Here is a 16,141-nt window from a genome sequence, read left to right on the forward strand (position 1 = left end):
CTGTATAGACTGGAGGACATGACAGTGGACTCCTTCGGCGTCGATATGACAGCCCATGATCAGGCGCGTCATCAGATCCTCGACGCCGCAGCCGAGGTCTTCGAGCTCAGAGGTTTCGACCGTGCCACCATCGACGACATCGCCGAGGAGATCGGCGCGACGAAGGGGCGGGTCTACTACTACTACCGCTCGAAGTTCGACATCTACCTCGCCGTGTACGAGGAGGGGATGAAGACCGTCCGCCGTGTGGTGGAACCGTTCTCCAGCGGCGCGGGTACCGGTGCCGAACGGCTCACCGCCATGAGTGAGGCGCACCTGGCGAACCTCATGCAGAACCTCGGCTACCACAATGCCATCCACCAGGGTGTCCCCGGACAGCGTTTCGCTGCGCTCAAAGAGCGGCAACGCGAGGTGCTCGAGACGATCAACGGACTCCGCGAGGAGTACGAGGTGATGTTCCGGCAGGTGCTGGAGGACGGTATCGCCGACGCGAGTATCCGTGACGGTGACCGGCGTCTGATGACCCGTGTCCTGCTGAGCAGTCTGAACAGCACGGCCATGTGGTTCCGGCCCCGTGAGGGGCAGGACGAGGCCGAGATCCGGGCCCTTGCCGCCACGATCGTCGCGCAGGTGGTCGGCGGCATCACGACGTAGTAAGAATCTTCTGAAAACACATAGTTTTCAGTGTCGACAATCCCGGTCCCCATAATGGGGTCCGGGATTGCTATTTCCCTAAGTCCAGGTCACAGGCTTCCATGGTGGTTCGTGCCACGCGCGAAAATAAGACGTCCCCACTGTCGCACCGCGTCGACGCTACGGTGTCGTCAACTGACTGACGACCCGGAGGCGGAATGCGGGATACGAAACGAAAAGTAGGGGCGACGCTCCTCGTCCTGGCACTCGGTGGTGGTGCGGCACCGGCCTGTGCCGGCACAGCCGACGACCCGCCGAAAGAGACGACACAGTCCGCGCCGGTCACTGCGCCGGCCGAGATCCCGACCGTCCAGGACGATGCGTCGTTCTTCGCGCTTCCCGACGGAGACGACGCCGAGGAGCTGCAGCGACTCGCCCCCGGTGCACCGCTGAAACAACGCACCATCCCGGCTGAGATCGAGGGAATCGAGGGAATCAAGGAAATCGGGGAGATTGACTCCCCGTTGCAGGCCACCCAGGTGCAGTACCGCACCACCGACACCCTCGGTGAGCCCTCCGTGGCCGTGACCAGTGTGATCCACCCGCCGTCCTCCGTCGAACCGTCCGGCAACACCGTGATGTACGCCAGTTTCTACGACTCCATGCGCCCCGAGGACGGACCGTCCCGCGTCCTGTCCGGGAACGTCAGCGAAGGTGGCGCCGTCGTGCTGGCGGAACTCGCCTTCATCGCACCTTTGCTCGCCGCCGGACATACCGTGGTCATGCCCGATATCCAGGGCGAGGGGGAGATCTTCGCCGCCGGTCCGGAGTACGGGCAGATCATCCTCGACGGCCTCCGCGCGTCCCACCGGACTCCCGGGGCCGAGGTCCCGTCTGACGCTCCGACCGCGCTCGTCGGTTACTCCGGGGGGTCGATCGGTGCCGGTTGGGCGTCGATCCTGGCGGAAAGCTACGCACCGGAGGTCGCCGGGAGCATTGTCGGGGTGGCCCAGGGTGGCACCATGGTGCGCCCCGAACACAACCTCGTCTACGCGGGGGAGGGCAGCGGCTGGTCCGGTGTCGTCGGTATGGCGATGGTGGGGCTGGCGCGTGCCTACGGGGTCGACCTGGACCCCTACCTCACCGACACCGGTCGACAGGTCTTCGCCGACATGGACCGCGTCGCCATCGGTGACGCCTCCGACTCCTACGATCACCTGCGGTGGGAGGAGATCATCCTGCCGGAGTACCCGTATCCGGACTCCATTCCCGAGGTGCGTCACCTTCTGGACGACACGAACATGGGGTTGCGGGACACCCCGCCGTACCCTCAGCTGCTGGTACAGGCCGGAGGTGGTGAAGCGGAGAACACCCCGCCGCATCCAGTCCTCGGTGACGGCGACGGTGTGATGCTGCTCGGCGACACCCGGTCGTTGGCCCGGAAATACTGTGATGACGGGACGGACGTGGACTACCGGGAGATCCCGGCCGGTGGCCACGCGTTGGCAGGGGCCGCGTGGGCAGCGCAGATGGTGCCATGGATCAACGTCCGCTTCGCCGGTGACGAGCCGACGAGTACCTGCGGGCAGATCCCCGAGGGCAACCCGCTGCAGTGAGGTGCCCCGGTCAGCTGGCGTGGCTTGACCGGAAGCTGCGCAGCCGCAACGAGTTGGAGACCACGAACACCGAGGAGAACGCCATCGCCACACCGGCGAGCATCGGGTTGAGCAGCCCGATCGCAGCCACCGGAATCAATGCGACATTGTAGGCGAAGGCCCAGAACAGGTTGCCCCGGATCGTGCCGAGGGTGCGACGCGACAGGCGGATAGCATCGACGGCGGAGCGCAGGTCGTCATTCATCAGTGTGATGTCCGACGCCTCGATCGCCACGTCGGTCCCCGCCCCCATCGCCAAACCGAGTTCCGCGGACGCCAGGGCCGCGGCATCGTTGACACCGTCACCGACCATGGCCACGTTCCGGCCCTCAGCCTGGAGCGTACCGATGTGGTCGACCTTCTCGTCCGGCATCACACCGGCGATGACGTTCTCCGGGGCGATCCCGACCTCGGCGGCGACGGCTCGGGCGGCACCCTCGTTGTCACCGGTGAGCAGCATCGGTGTCAGACCGAGCTCCTTGAGCCCGGCCACGGCCTCGGCGGAGGTCGGTTTCACCGTGTCCCGCACGGTGATCACCCCGGCGGCGTTCCCGTCGATCTCGACGACGACGGGGGTGCCGCCGGCGTCCTGCGCCGCGTCGAAGGCCCCTTGTAGGTCATCGGGCAGGTGTGCGGCGGGACGACCCACGGTCACGGTGGACCCGTCGACCGTCCCGGTGACACCCCGTCCCGCGGTGGTGGCGAAATCGGTGGCCTGAGGAACCGCGCCACGCTGCTCGGCCTCGCGCACGATCGCCCGGGCGATCGGATGCTCGGAGCCAGCCTCAACGGCGGCGGCGGAAGCGAGCACGCCGGGGGTCGCGTCGCTGACGGACATCACACCCGAGGTGACCGTGCCCGTCTTGTCCATGACGACGGTGTCGACGCGCCGGGTGGACTCCAGCACCTCCGGCCCCTTGATCAGTAGGCCGAGCTGGGCGCCCCGCCCGGTGCCGACCAGCAGTGCCGTCGGTGTGGCCAGGCCCAGTGCGCACGGGCAGGCGATGATCAGTACCGCGACGGCGGCGGTGAACGCGGGCGCCACTCCACTGCCGGTGGCGATGTGGATGACCAGCGTCGCCACGGCGATGAGGATGACGACGGGGACGAAGACCTGCGAGATACGGTCGACCAGTCGCTGCACCGGTGCCTTCTTGGCCTGTGCGTCGGTGACCAGCTTCGCCATCTGGGACAGCGTGCTGTCCTCACCGGTGCGGGTCACGCGGACGAGCAGCCGTCCTGAGGTGTTGATGGTCGCCCCGGTGACAGTGGAACCGTCCGTGACCTCAACCGGCACCGATTCGCCGGTGAGCATCGACTCGTCCACGGCGGAGCTGCCGTCGGTGACCACGCCGTCGGCCGCGATCTTCTCGCCCGGACGCACCACGATCACGTCGTCGACCTGTAGCTCCTTGACGGGAACGCGGGCCTCGGCGCCGTCGCGCAGCACCGTGGCGTCCTTCGCCCCCATGTTCAGCAGGGTGCGCAGCGCCTCGGAGGAACGTCCTTTCGCACGGGTCTCGAACCAGCGGCCCAACAGCAGGAAGGTGATGACGACGGCGACGGACTCCAGGTAGATCTCGTCCATCGTGGAGTGCGACGGCAGAAGGTGCATTTCCATGGTCATCCCGGGCATGCCCGCGTTACCCAGGAACAATGCCCACAGTGACCACAGGTAGGCGGCCGTGGTGCCCAGGGTCACCAGGGTGTCCATGGTGAAGGAGCCGTGACGCAGATTCGCCAGCGTGGCCCGGTGGAACGGTGCCCCGCCCCAGAAGTACACCGGGGTGACGGCGGTGAGGACGGCCCACTGCCAGTTCTCGAACTGCAGTGCCGGGATCATGCTCACCAGGACGACCGGTACGGTGATCAGCGCGGAGACGATCGTGCGCTTCTTCAGGTCGGCGGCCTCACTGTCGCGGGCGGCGTCGACCCGGGACTGGCCGCTCTCCTGCCCGCCGGTTGAACCGGCATCACTGGTGTCACCGGTACTCGCGCCTTCGGTGTCGTCGGACATGGTGAAGGCGTCGTATCCGGCGCCTCTCACGGTGTCGATGAGGGCGCTGGTGTCGGCCTTGGCGGGGTCGTAACGGACCGAGGCGGATTCGGTGGCGAAGTTCACCGTGGCCTCCACACCGTCGAGCTTGTTGAGCTTGCGCTCTACGCGGTTCGAGCAGGACGTGCAGGTCATACCGGTGACGCCGAGGTCCAGATCGATCAGGCCGACGGGTTCGGCGGATTCGACGGGTGTGGTGGTCATGGTCAGCTCCTGATGCTGTAACCGGCTTCAGCGACGGCGTCGGCGACGGAGGAGTCGTCGATGTCCTCGCCGGTGACGGTGACGATCCCGGTGGACAATTCAGCGTCCACCGACGAGACGCCGGCGATCTCACCGATCTCCTCTTCGACGGAAGCTTTGCAGTGTCCGCAGGTCATGCCTTCGACGGTGTAGTTCTTGGTGATGGTGGCCATGGTGTTCTCCATTCGTCGTTCCGGTCTCTCTGACGATGCCGACTGTATACCCCTATGGGGTATGCCGCAAGGGGGCTGGCCGCTGTTCGGCGAGTGGCAGACCTGTCGGTCGCGTGGCAGGGGCGATGGTCGTTTTCGGCGTGCTATCCGCCCGTTACCCCTGACCGCGCAACCGGTAGCTCTGCCATCGCCGACGTCTGCCTGGAGACCTGCGCGTGTCTCATGCCTGGATTTCCGGGGCTGCGGGAATACCGTCCTGCCCGCCAGGGTTGTCCCGGAGGTGACTACAACGACTTCCACGACCACGACCACAACGACGTCTCTCTTCGACCCACTGGACACCGGTGCGCTCCACCTGAAGAACCGGGTGACCATGGCTGCGCTGACCCGTCAGCGTGCAGAAGAGGACGGCGTGCCCACCGACCTGCACGTGGAGTACTACCGGCAGCGCGCATCGGCTGGCCTGGTGCTGACTGAGGGCACCTTCCCCGCGTTCAGTAACCGTTCCTTCCCGGGGCAGGCAGGTATCGCCGATGACGCGCAGCAGGCCGGCTGGGCGCAGGTCGCCGACGCCGTGCACGCGGAGGGCGGGACGCTGGCCATGCAGATCATGCACGGTGGGCGCACGTCCCACCCCGACCTGCTGCGCGGCGGAGAGCCGGAGGCGCCCAGTGCGATCGGCACTGGCGGCCCGGTACGGGGATTCTCCGGGAAGCTCGACGGTGTGGTGCCGAGGGCACTGGAGACCGACGAGATTCCGCGGATCATCCAGGAGTTCGTGGACGGAGCACGCCGGGCCGTCGATGCAGGCATTGACGCGGTGGAGATCCACGGCGCGAACGGCTACCTGCTGCACGAGTTCACGGCGGCATCGTCGAACCACCGTGAGGACGCCTACGGCGGTTCCCCGGAAAACCGGGCCCGTCTCACCGTCGAGGTGGTCCGGGCCGTGGCCGCGGAGATCGGACCGGAGCGTACGGCACTACGGATCTCCCCGGAGCACGGTGTGCAGGGTGTTCCGGAGGACGACCGGGAGGACGTCCTGGCCACCTACGGCGCCCTCATCGACGGCATCCGGGACCTCGGACTGGCCTACCTCTCGGTGTTGCACGCGGACATCGACGGCGACCTGGTCGCGACCCTGCGTGAGAAGTTCGCCGGGACATTCCTGCTCAACAGTGGTTTCGGTCATGTCACCGAGCTGGACGAGGCGCGGCACATCGTTGAGGACGATCTGGCCGATGCCGCAGTGGTCGGTCGCCAACTCATCGCCAACCCGGATCTGGTCCGCCGTTGGCAGGACGGACTGGAACTGAACCGGCCGGATTCCTCGACGTTCTACGTCGGCGGGGCCCACGGGTACACCGACTACCCCTTCGCGGAGTAGGACGGATGCCCGGCTCAGGGGGTGCCGCGGCGTCCGGCGTGCTCCGTGAATTCGTCGCGGAGAGCGAGGAGGTCGAGGAGATTGAGGCTCTTGGGCCTGCGCCAGGCCCGGCGCCCCTTAGCCGGTGACGGGGAGCGGCAGTGCTGGGGCAGAGTCTCGTAGTATCTGCTCCCCAGGAATAGCCTGGAGCACGTTTATGCCACGATTCGTTCGCGTAGCGGAGTGTGGCGAACAGATCACTGCTTTTCGTACCTGTGTATTGCGCTGTGGGGATGATCCGGCGGAGCAGTCGGTCCGCTGGCAGACCCGCCGGTCGTTCTAGGCCCCAAAAGCGACCGGACCCTCTGCCATCGGGCCTGTACCTCTGCCACCCGAGGGCTGGTGTGCTACCGCAACGGTCCCGCAGGTGAACCCCTACATCCCCTCACCGCACCTGACGCGATACGGAAGCAGCCTACAGCCGCAGCCCCCTACAGCGGCAGCCGCCGCACGATGAACTGCGGCAGGTTCTTCAGGATCAGCATGATCGGGCGGAACAGTGGGTGGATCCAGATGACCGGCTTGCCGCTGTCCACCCCGGCGGCGACAGCCTTGGCGGCATCGGTCTTGTCCACGGTGAGCGGGGCGTCGTCCAACGCGGCGGTCATGTTGGTGCGGACCTGGCCGGGGCGCACCGTCAGGACCTTCACCCCGGTGCCGCGCAGAGCCTCACCGAGCATCCGGTAGAAGCCGTCCACGCCGGCCTTGGTGGAGCCGTAGACGAAGTTCGAGCGGCGCACCATCTCACCGGCGACGGAGGAAAACACCACGATCTGGCCATGTCCCTGGGCCTTCATCCGGTTGGACAGCAGCACGCCGACGGAGACCGCACCGGTGTAGTTGACCTGGGCGGCCAGCACGGCCTGCTTCTGGTCGGTCCACTGCACCTCGTTGTCGCCGAGGACACCGAAGGCGACGACGGCGAGGTCGATGTCGCCACCGGCCCAGATCTCGTCGAAGACTTCCGGGTGGGAGTCGAAGTCGGTGGCGTCGAAGCCGACCGTCTCCACGGTGGAGGCGCCGGCGGACTCCATGCGACCGACGGCGGAGGAGAGGTCCTCACCCGGACGGGCGGCCAGCACCACGCGTGCCGGGCCACGGGTCAGGAACTCCTCGACCACGGCGAGCCCCATGTCGGAGGCGCCGCCGAGCAGCAGGATGGACTGGGGTTTACCCACGGCATTGATCATTGGAAGACTCTCCTAGTTGAGCTCGAGGCGGCGGGACATGTCGGAGGCGAAGACACCGGTGGGGTCGATGGACCGTCGGGTGTCCAGCCAGCCGGACAGGCCGGGGTACATCTTGTGGAAGTTCTCGGCGGAGGTCCGTGACTCCTTGGCCAGGTAGAGACGTCCGCCGAACTCCATGACGCGCTGGTCGAGCTTGTCGAGGAACTCGCCGAGACCGGGGCGGATCGGGAAGTCCACGCACACGTTCCACCCCGGCATGGGGTAGCTCAGCGGAGCGCGGTTGCCCTCGCCGAAGAGCTTGAACACGTTGAGCGCGGAGTAGTGGCCGGACGCCTGAATCTCGCGGATGATGTCCTTGAACGCTTCCACAGCCTCGGTCGGCACCACGAACTGGTACTGCAGGAAGCCCTTGGAGCCGTAGCCGCGGTTCCACTCTCCGATGAGGTCGAGCGGCTGGTAGAACTGCGTGAGGTTCTTGATCTGGTTCTTCGCCGGGGCACCCATCGTGTAGTACGCCAGGCCGACCGCGGAGAGGGTCAGCTTGTTCAGGGTGAAGGACGGGAAGATGTCCGGCACCGTCATCAGCTGCGGTGCGTTGAACTTCAGCGGGTCCGCCGCCAGTTTCGGCGCGTACTCCTTGAGCTGGTCCAGGGTGGCCAGGGAGCCGCGGGAGATCGTCGCCCGGCCCAGTTTCGGGGCGGGGGAGATGCAGTCGAACCACGCCGAGGAGTAGGTGTAGTTGACCTCGGAACCGTCGGAGTGTGCGGCGATGGTCTCGTCGAGCGTGTCCGTGCGGTCGGTGTCCGCGAGGAAGTAGGCGGTCTCGGTTTTCGTCATCCGGATGGTGGCACGCAGGATGATGCCGGTCAGTCCCATCCCGCCGACGGTGGCCCAGAACAGGGTGCCGTCGGGGTCGTCCGTGGAGCCTTCCGGTTCCAGGTGCAGGACACGGCCGTCGGCGACGAGCAGTTCCATGGAGACCACGTGGTCGCCGAAGGATCCGGCGGAGTGGTGGTTCTTGCCGTGGATGTCCGGGCCGATGGCTCCGCCGATGGTGACCTGGCGGGTGCCGGGCAGGACGGGGACCCAGAGCCCGGACGGCAGTGCGGCCTTCATCAGCTGGTCGAGGGTGACGCCGGCGTCCACGTCGACCAGGGCGGTGTCCGGGTCGATGGAGTGGATGCGGTTGAGCTGCTGCATGTCGATCACGAGGCCGCCGCCGTTCATGGCGGGGTCGCCGTAGGACCGGCCCATGCCGCGGGCGATGACACCGCGCTTGAGGTGGTCGGGCTTGTCGGCGTTCTCGTCGGCGACCTGGGCGACGGCGGCGGAGATGATGTCGACATCAAGGGTGGCGAGGACCTCGGCCGAGGTGGGCGCGGTTCGTCCCCACCCGGTGAGCGTCCGGGTGTGCGTCTTCAGTTCCATGGGGACCACCCTACCGCCGGGGGAGGCTGATTCATGTCATAGTTGGGGCATGGGACGGGTCAGAGGTACGCAGGATGTGGCGTGGGTCGCACACGAGTGGGAGTCTCTGCGGGGGATGCGCTCGCGTGGCGAGATCGGTGAGGAGTCCTACCTGCGCAGGTGTGAGGAACTCTCGGATTGTCTGGGAACTTCCCGTGAAGATGAGGAGTTGGCGTACCGGATTGACCTGCTGCGTTGTCTGGAGGGGGAGGCGTTGGACCGGCGGGACACCGTCGACCTGTTGCCCGGGCTGTGGAAGATTCACCGCGAGGACCCGGAACGCTTCCCGGCGAATCCCGATGCAGGACCGGCCGCCGGTGGCACAGTCGACACGGGTGGCACAGGCGGCACGGGTGACGCCGACCTGCCGAATATCTTCGACCTGCTGTGGCAGGAGATCGTCCTGAGCGCCGCGCAGCGTCCGGACATGGACCTCGCGGACCTCGAGGATCTGAGCGAACAGGCCGTCGGGGCGCTGCGGGAGCTGGGACGCTCCGAGACCGATATCGCCGAGACCCGGGTGCGTGTCCTACTGGCACTGGGCCGGTTGGACGACGCGCAGGAGCTGCTCGACGATCTGCCGGAGCCGTCCTTGCCAGAGGAGCTGACCTGGGCGGAGGCGCACCGTTTCCAGCGTGACCTGGACGTCCGGGGCATGGTGGCGCTACAGCGTGGCGACCTGGAGTCGGTGGTCGGGATCGTCGCGGCGATGGAGAACGCCCCGGAGGCCCATGTCCAGCCGACGGTGATGCTAGCCGAGTCGTTGATTCCACTCTCCGGTGTCGTCGCGCTGGAGGTCTCAGCGGCGCGGGCGGCCTTCGTCGCTGACCGCGCGGTGGGCTCGCCGGAGTTGTCGGACGCACTGTTGCAGGTCGCCGAGTATCTGGCGGTGTCGGGACGGGCGTCACTGGCGCTGGGGCTGCTGGACCGGATGCTGCCGGTCATGGCGCTGCACCGGCGTGACCCCTCGTCGGACGTCCATCTGCTGGAGGGGATGCACACGGTTCTCGCCGCGGCAGTGGAGGCCGGGCACGGTGCGGTGCGGCCGTTGTTCGCCGGGTTGCCGGCGGTGGCGGACTGGCTGGCGTTCGCGGGTGAGCAGACCGGCGGCGGGACGGTCGCGGGTCTCGCCCGGTGGACCGGCGAACGGGCACGCTCCGCAGCGGCCGCACTGGACCGGCGCAACGGCAATGACGTCGAGTCGAGCATCGGGTTGGCACTGCACCGGGCACCGTCCGGTGCGCCGTCGGCGCCGGACGTCCCGGTGCCGGAGTCCCACGCCCTGTCGGTGACCCCGGTGATGCCGACGCGTCTGCCGTCCTGGGTGGAGGACGCCTGGCTGCATCTGCCGCGTGAGGTCGCCGACTGGCGTGGCGAGGTCAGTGGGGCGGTGTCCCCCGAGATCCCGGTGGCCGGCCCGGTGGACCTCTCGACGCTCGATACCGGCGACACCGTTGCCGCACTGATGATGTACTCGATGCTCGGCCTGTCGGAGGCTGTGGAGGTCACGGTCGACCGGTTGACGGAGATCCGCGACGGACGCGTGGGGCTCGGCCCGCATGAGGCCGTCGTCGAGGAACTCCTGCGCAGGTACGACGTGCAGGACGACGGTCTAGACGGTGTAGACGGTGTAGACGGTATAGACGGTATAGACGGCATTGACGAGGACGACGAGGATATCGACGACGTCCCGGCGGAGGACGACGAAGCGGCGGGCCCACCGGTGCTCGACGAGCTCGACGAGATGCTCCGGGAGCGGCAGCGCACCCAGGACGACGCGGAGGACGCCGGCGCCGATCCCGCCACCATTCTCGCCAACCGGGTGGAGACGGTCGCGGGGTTCTGGCAGGGCTCCGGTCCGCTCGTCCGACGCGTCATCGAACAGGACGTCCTGATGGGCGGGGTGTATCCCGACAGGGAGTCGCTGCGGCTGGCGTTGCGCGCATTACACCAGGTCACCCGGCTGTTGCCACGGTCGATCCCGGAGGTCGGCTCGGCACTGCTCGCCGGCATCAGTGAGCTCGCCGCCGACGACCCGGCGGTGGACGCGCTGGTGGCACAGGTCGCGCACTACGTCGCCGGGGTAGCCCTGAGCCTGCCGGTCCCACCTCCCGGCCCGGTGGCGATGCTCGGGGACGAAGCTGCCCCGGAGTTGCTGGACGAACTGCTCTCACTGGGTGTGGCCCTGTCCGGGCACGGTGCATTCCATGAGGCACTCGCGGTGTATGAACGGTGCCTGCGCACCGTGTCAGGGGAATCGGGGGAGGAGCCGACGATGTCGGACGACGAGGGGGCGATGATGCGCATCCACCTCATGGCGGCGCGTGGCGAGACTCTGGCGAAGCTGGGCAATCACCGGGCCGCGGCGGCGGCTTTCGCCGAGGCGGCGGACAGTGCCCAGTTCAGGGAGCAGTGGGAAGTCGCTGCGGAATACCACGTGACCTGCGTCTCCGCGCTCCTTGACGACCGGGATTTCCCGCGGGCCGCATTCGTCCTGGAGGGCTTCGACGACATCGAAGGGCTGGACTGGGCACGCTTCCCCCATGCCGCGTTCCGTCGTGAGGCGGAGGCCACCCGTCTGGCGACGGCCCTGGTGGGGGAGAACTTCGCCCGGGACTGGCCGGACCAGGTCGAGCGGCTGAAGGAGGCCTACCGACGGTTTCACCTGGTGGCGACCTCGGTGGAAGCGGAATTGTCCTCGGAGGAACTGGGGCTGCGCGCCGCCGGAGACCTGGTCGACCATGTGCTGAACATCAACCGCGGCCTGGTGCACACCGACCGGGTGGACGAGGCACTGGCGTTGACGGCGTGGGCGGCCGGCGTGGCGAAGGAGGCGGAAGGGACGCTCACCCGGGCGGGGACGGATGTCTCACCTGGCGTCACTGTGGAGTCGGCACGTCTCGAGGCGTTGACCGAGGAGGCGCTGCTGCTGCATGTGGCGGGCCGTGACAACGAGGCGCTGCTGATCTTCGAGTCGGTGGCCCAACAGGCGCGCCGGGTCGACGCCGACTGGCTCATCGCAGCGGTGACACGGCGTCTGGAGGCGGCGGCGCGCTACGGCGGGGACCCGGTGGTCCGCGACCGTTACACCGCCCTGCTCGGTGACGTGCGGGGCTGACCTGTCCCGCAGGCCCGTCTGGCGGCCCGTCTAGAGGTCCATGACCTCGCGGATCGTCTCGGGGAGCTCGGCGACGCAGGTGATGGTGGGGCCGTTGTAGTCGCGTAGTTCCTGGTTGACGATGCGCCGACTCGTGGAGTCGAGCACCGGGAGCTCCTGGGCGAGCAGGCGCACCATGAACTCATTCAGTGGCGCCTCGGCGTGCGAGGCGGCCTCGTAGCTCTTGTCCGCCGCGGTGCCACCCACCACGCTGGTCTCCGCCCGCGACCCCTTTGTCCCGGCAGGTTGGCCGGCGGTGGCCTTGGCGATGTTGCGCCGCATCTGGGTCTTGGCGCGGTCTTTTCCGAACATGGCGTCCAGCGTACAACGGCTGTGTCCGGATGATGTCCGGGCGCTGTTCTACACTCGGTGTCGTACGTGACTCCCGTACCGGGGTGCACGCCGAAACGGCAAGGAGGACCACGATGGCCAAGAAAACCAGGGCACGTAGCAGGGCAGGGAAACGGGCGCTCACGCAGAAGGAGTTCCGGATCATCGCCGGCACGACGCTGGGGTACTACCTGCTGCGCGACGTAGTGAAGCGGAAGTGGCCGCGTCGTGTCGGCCAGGCCGCGGTACTGGCCACCGGTGTCGGCCTCGTCCTCGCCGACGAGTGGGACGCTCTCTCGGACGAGGACCGTCAGGAGATCAGCGAGAGCCTGGCGCAGGCACGTGAAGCGGTGGGGTCCGGCCCGGTGCAGGGAACGGTGGTGCTGGCGGCCGGTGCCACAGCGGCCGTGGGTACCGGCGTCTGGCTGAACGGGCGCCTGGACGCCGCCGGTGCAGCGGTGGTGAGTGGTGTCGGGGGACGGATTCCCCTGGTCGGGGGAGTATTCCGCGCCCTGCCGTCGACGATCTACGGTGCGGCGCAGCTCGGCGTGCTCTATGTCGTGAATGAGCGGGTGCGCGCATGACGGACCCGGGCGCCCCGTCGGCCGCGGGAACCCAGTCCCAGCAGGCGGGAGCGACCCGCGCCCAGGATCCGCCGGTGATGGTCGCCGCCACGGTCGGCGACGTCACTGCGGTGTGGCAGGTCGAGGTCGACGCCCGGGTTCTGCTCGGCGACTTCAGCGGTGCCTGGCTCGCCGATTCCGACGGCGTGCACGGATTCGCTGCCGACGCCGACTGGATCGACGGGCGGGACGACCGCGAGACCGTCCTGTCGCTCATTCTCGGTCGACCGGTCATCGTGTCGGGTGAGGGTGCGGGACTACCGGACGGCGTACAGGTCGTGGATCTCAGGGCGACAGTGGAGAACGCCCGTGCAGCCGTCGAGCGTAACCGGGAGGACTTCGCCGAGGTGAACCCCGGCAAACAACAACCCCCCTGGGGCGAGATCGAGTTCGAGGAGCAGGACGGACTGCCACCGCAGGGGCTGGACGGGGACGCCGCCGAGGCGGTGATCCGGTGCATGTCCACCGCCCGTGGAGTCCGCCGTCTCGCCCAGGGCTGGAATGCCGTCGAGAAACTCCGGGTGCAGAGGCTCGGCGGGGAGTTGCGGGCCCTGCCGCTCGTCCTCGCCTGAAGCGCGGCCGGCACGCAGGCCGCACACAGCCAGGCACAGCCAGGCACGGTCGGGGTGCGGCCGGGGCGGCGGCAGCAACCCGGCAACCTCGCTACCCTTGGTGGCATGAACGCACGGCATGCTTCCCGGACGGACCGCTCCCGCGGCCCGGCGACCGGTGACGGCCTTGCCGCGGTACTCCGGCTCCCGCTGCTGGACGAGGGGGCGGGCACCGCGGCGGGTGCGGACGCCGTCCCGCCGGCCACATTGCTGGTCCTGGCTGAATACCACCGACAGTCCACGGGCTTCTACACGCGTGCCCTGGGCCTCAATGACCAGTTGTCGGTCGCCGAGACCGTCCGTGCGGTGCTCATCGCCTTCGACTGGCCGGGCGCCACGCAGCTGCTCGACGGCTCCCCGGACGGTCCGACCTGGTCCCTGCAGGCACGTCGTCGTGACCGTCTCCGCGTCTACAGCCGCACCGCCGGGCCGATCGGCACCACGCTGGACGAGGCGCTGGGGCGTGACGGCACGGCCTCCCTGCTCGTCGACGATCTCGTCATCACCCTGACCACCGCCGGTGCGATGACCAGGGATGAACACACTCCGGACGCCGTCTGCCTCGCCGGGGAGTTCATTCCCGAATCCAGGAGAGAGCCGGACGGCGACGGCCGGACGGTGGCGCTGAAAGCCTTGGCGTTCGTCGGATCGACCGGCGACGGCGCCGGTGGTGTCGAGATCCCGCGGGACGTCGACCTTGCCGCCGTGAATGTCGCGTTGACCGGAGAAGAGACCGTCGAGCAGATCCTCGCCGGACTCGCCCCGGAACTCCGGGAACTGTTGCTCGACGGTGACCTCTACGAGTTCACGCCCCTGTTGCAGGCGCTTGACCTGGGGCGTCCCGCTCAGGTGCAGGACAGTGCGCGTGCCGTCCTGGATGGTGTCCCCGCTGAGACGACTCCGCTCGGACGTGCCGCCGCCTGGTCACGGATTGTGGCGCTGTCGACGCTGTCGGACCGGGCCACCGCGGACGAGATCTCGGAGATGCTGATGGCGGCACTCGGTTTCACCCGGGCCGACGCCGGCATCGCCCCGGGAGGCGGGCGCCTGTCCGTCGACCCGTTGAGTGCCGCCGAGATACGTGGACTGTCCTCGGCGACGGGGAGGAGTCTGGCGTCCTGCGGTGCCGGAGCATGGGAGGCGAACGGGGCCGCCGACCCCGTGGTGACGCCCCTGGTGCCGCGCAGCAGCCTGCTTGAGCGGCTCGAGATGTACCGCTACCTTCTGCAACGGCACGAGAGAGACGCGGGCGGCTGAGGGGTTACCGCCACACCCGCCCGACACCCGCCCGACACCACGGTGTGTCGCCGGTGTTTCGTAATTGGCGGATATGCCAGTAGCGTATGTCCGATAAGTCTCCGCGATTTCGCCCCGGGTCCGGGACCAGGATCGAGACCAGGATCGAGACCAAGATCGAGACCAAGACCGACACCAGTGCAGAGAGGACGCCCGTCGTGACCGACGCCATCGCCGAACAACCGGGCTCCGCCGCAGACGGCAGACATCACGGGCCGACGGTCCCGCAGCGACAGTCCACGTCGGAGCGCTACTGGCGGCTGGCGCGGCAGTTCCTGAAGTTCGGGATCGTCGGCGCATCGGGTGTCGTCGTCAACAACGCCGTCGTCGTCGTGGCGAACAAGACCACCCAGTGGCTCTGGGACTTCGACGGCCACGAGGCCTTCGCCAACCTGCTCGGCACGCAGTTCCACATCCGCTGGTACCACGTGTTTGCGGTGCTGGCGTTCGTCGTGGCGAACCTGTGGAACTTCAACCTCAACCGGCGCTGGACGTTCCGGACATCAGGGAAGTCGTCCTGGTTCCGCGAACTCGTCCCGTTCATGATGGTCGGTATCGGCGGGCTGCTGGTGACGCTGGCCGTGCAGACCGCGCTGATCAACCCCGAGTCTCCGGTGGCCTTGTCGCGGGAGATCTGGGACGGCTCCAGTGGTCTCCGGGACCCCATCTACTGGGGCAATCTCATCGGTGTCTGCGTCGCGATCCCGGTGAACTTCCTGTTCAACAAGATGTGGACCTTCCGGGCCGCACGTGATCACCATGTGCCTGTCCACCTGACGCCACTGCCTGAGGGGGACGAGAAGTGACGGGACACGCGACGGACGTGCCGGATGCCGCACAGGACGCCGGGACGATCGAGCGGTTGACGCTGAAGACCCAGTTGTTCCGGTTCATCATGACTGGCGTGGTCGGCGCCGTCGTCGACTTCGGCAGCACCTACCTACTTTACCTCGCGGGGCTGGGGGACGGTGCGTCGAAGACGGTCGGTTTCATCCTCGGCACCCTCACCGCATACCTGATCAACCGCCGGTGGACGTTCCAGGCCACCCCGTCGGTGAAACGCTTTCTGATCACGATGGCGTCCTACCTGGCCACCTACGCGGTCCAGGTCAGTCTGTACAAATTGAGCATCCCGTGGCTCGAGGGCATGGACCTGGACCAGTTCTGGGTCCGCGCGATCAGCTTCGTCATTGCGCAGGGCACGGCGACGGTGCTGAACTTCATCATCCAGCGGTGGGTCATCTTCCGCAGCTGAGTCGACGCCGCCCCTGTGCCGCAGCG

General features: G+C 67.8%; 14 protein-coding genes. 9 read left to right on the forward strand and 5 right to left on the reverse strand.

The annotated features are described in order from the left end of the window. The first annotated feature begins 18 nt into the window (after positions 1–18). Both BJF89_RS02875 and BJF89_RS02880 read left to right on the forward strand, forming a co-directional pair. Positions 19–654 (forward strand): TetR/AcrR family transcriptional regulator, encoded by a 636-nt coding sequence (locus tag BJF89_RS02875; RefSeq protein ID WP_187344668.1) that lies wholly within the window; start codon positions 19–21, stop codon positions 652–654. A gap of 197 nt (positions 655–851) precedes the next feature. Then, positions 852–2,249 (forward strand): lipase family protein, encoded by a 1,398-nt coding sequence (locus tag BJF89_RS02880; RefSeq protein WP_075812060.1) that lies wholly within the window; start codon positions 852–854, stop codon positions 2,247–2,249. A gap of 10 nt (positions 2,250–2,259) precedes the next feature. On the opposite strand, the gene BJF89_RS02885 is transcribed toward BJF89_RS02880, so the two are convergent. Together BJF89_RS02885 and BJF89_RS02890 are read right to left on the reverse strand one after the other, a co-directional pair. Further along, positions 2,260–4,548 (reverse strand): cation-translocating P-type ATPase, encoded by a 2,289-nt coding sequence (locus BJF89_RS02885; protein ID WP_075812062.1) that lies wholly within the window; start codon positions 4,546–4,548, stop codon positions 2,260–2,262. A gap of 2 nt (positions 4,549–4,550) precedes the next feature. Next, positions 4,551–4,760: a heavy-metal-associated domain-containing protein gene (locus BJF89_RS02890; protein WP_075812135.1), complete on the reverse strand. Its 210-nt coding sequence runs from the start codon at positions 4,758–4,760 to the stop codon at positions 4,551–4,553. A 280-nt stretch (positions 4,761–5,040) separates the two neighbouring features. Between BJF89_RS02890 and BJF89_RS02895 the strand changes: the two genes are divergently transcribed. Further along, a complete protein-coding gene (locus BJF89_RS02895) occupies positions 5,041–6,147 on the forward strand; it encodes an alkene reductase (RefSeq protein WP_075812064.1) in 1,107 nt (368 codons plus the stop codon). Between the two features lie 470 nt (positions 6,148–6,617). On the opposite strand, the gene BJF89_RS02900 is transcribed toward BJF89_RS02895, so the two are convergent. Then, positions 6,618–7,376 carry a decaprenylphospho-beta-D-erythro-pentofuranosid-2-ulose 2-reductase gene (locus tag BJF89_RS02900; protein WP_075812066.1) on the reverse strand — a complete coding sequence of 253 codons (759 nt, stop codon included), beginning with the start codon at positions 7,374–7,376 and terminating at the stop codon, positions 6,618–6,620. A 12-nt stretch (positions 7,377–7,388) separates the two neighbouring features. Continuing rightward, the gene (locus tag BJF89_RS02905) at positions 7,389–8,804 is read right to left on the reverse strand and encodes an FAD-binding oxidoreductase (protein WP_075812068.1); all 1,416 of its coding nucleotides are present in this window, start codon (positions 8,802–8,804) and stop codon (positions 7,389–7,391) included. A 49-nt stretch (positions 8,805–8,853) separates the two neighbouring features. Between BJF89_RS02905 and BJF89_RS02910 the strand changes: the two genes are divergently transcribed. Beyond that, positions 8,854–11,961, forward strand: a complete 3,108-nt coding sequence (locus tag BJF89_RS02910) for a hypothetical protein (RefSeq protein ID WP_075812070.1) — start codon at positions 8,854–8,856, stop codon at positions 11,959–11,961. 30 nt (positions 11,962–11,991) lie between these two features. Here BJF89_RS02910 and BJF89_RS02915 read toward each other — a convergent pair whose 3' ends face one another. Next, positions 11,992–12,312, reverse strand: a complete 321-nt coding sequence (locus BJF89_RS02915) for a hypothetical protein (protein ID WP_139311852.1) — start codon at positions 12,310–12,312, stop codon at positions 11,992–11,994. 113 nt (positions 12,313–12,425) lie between these two features. On the opposite strand from BJF89_RS02915, the gene BJF89_RS02920 reads away from it, so the two are divergent. From BJF89_RS02920 to BJF89_RS02940, 5 genes are all read left to right on the forward strand, one after another. Continuing rightward, complete coding sequence (locus BJF89_RS02920; RefSeq protein WP_075812072.1) at positions 12,426–12,914, forward strand: hypothetical protein; 489 nt, start codon at positions 12,426–12,428, stop codon at positions 12,912–12,914. Further along, positions 12,911–13,525 carry an N-acetylglucosamine-6-phosphate deacetylase gene (locus BJF89_RS02925; protein WP_075812074.1) on the forward strand — a complete coding sequence of 205 codons (615 nt, stop codon included), beginning with the start codon at positions 12,911–12,913 and terminating at the stop codon, positions 13,523–13,525. The genes BJF89_RS02920 and BJF89_RS02925 overlap by 4 nt, the downstream gene beginning before the upstream one ends. Positions 13,526–13,630: 105 nt before the next feature. After that, a complete protein-coding gene (locus BJF89_RS02930) occupies positions 13,631–14,821 on the forward strand; it encodes a hypothetical protein (protein ID WP_075812076.1) in 1,191 nt (396 codons plus the stop codon). An 86-nt stretch (positions 14,822–14,907) separates the two neighbouring features. Continuing rightward, positions 14,908–15,666 carry a GtrA family protein gene (locus tag BJF89_RS02935; protein ID WP_075812078.1) on the forward strand — a complete coding sequence of 253 codons (759 nt, stop codon included), beginning with the start codon at positions 14,908–14,910 and terminating at the stop codon, positions 15,664–15,666. After that, positions 15,663–16,115 (forward strand): GtrA family protein, encoded by a 453-nt coding sequence (locus BJF89_RS02940; protein ID WP_255372459.1) that lies wholly within the window; start codon positions 15,663–15,665, stop codon positions 16,113–16,115. Before BJF89_RS02935 ends, BJF89_RS02940 begins: the two co-directional genes overlap by 4 nt. Positions 16,116–16,141: the final 26 nt, after the last annotated feature.

The sequence above is a fragment of the Corynebacterium sp. CNJ-954 genome, assembly GCF_001942345.1.
Lineage (GTDB): Bacteria > Actinomycetota > Actinomycetes > Mycobacteriales > Mycobacteriaceae > Corynebacterium.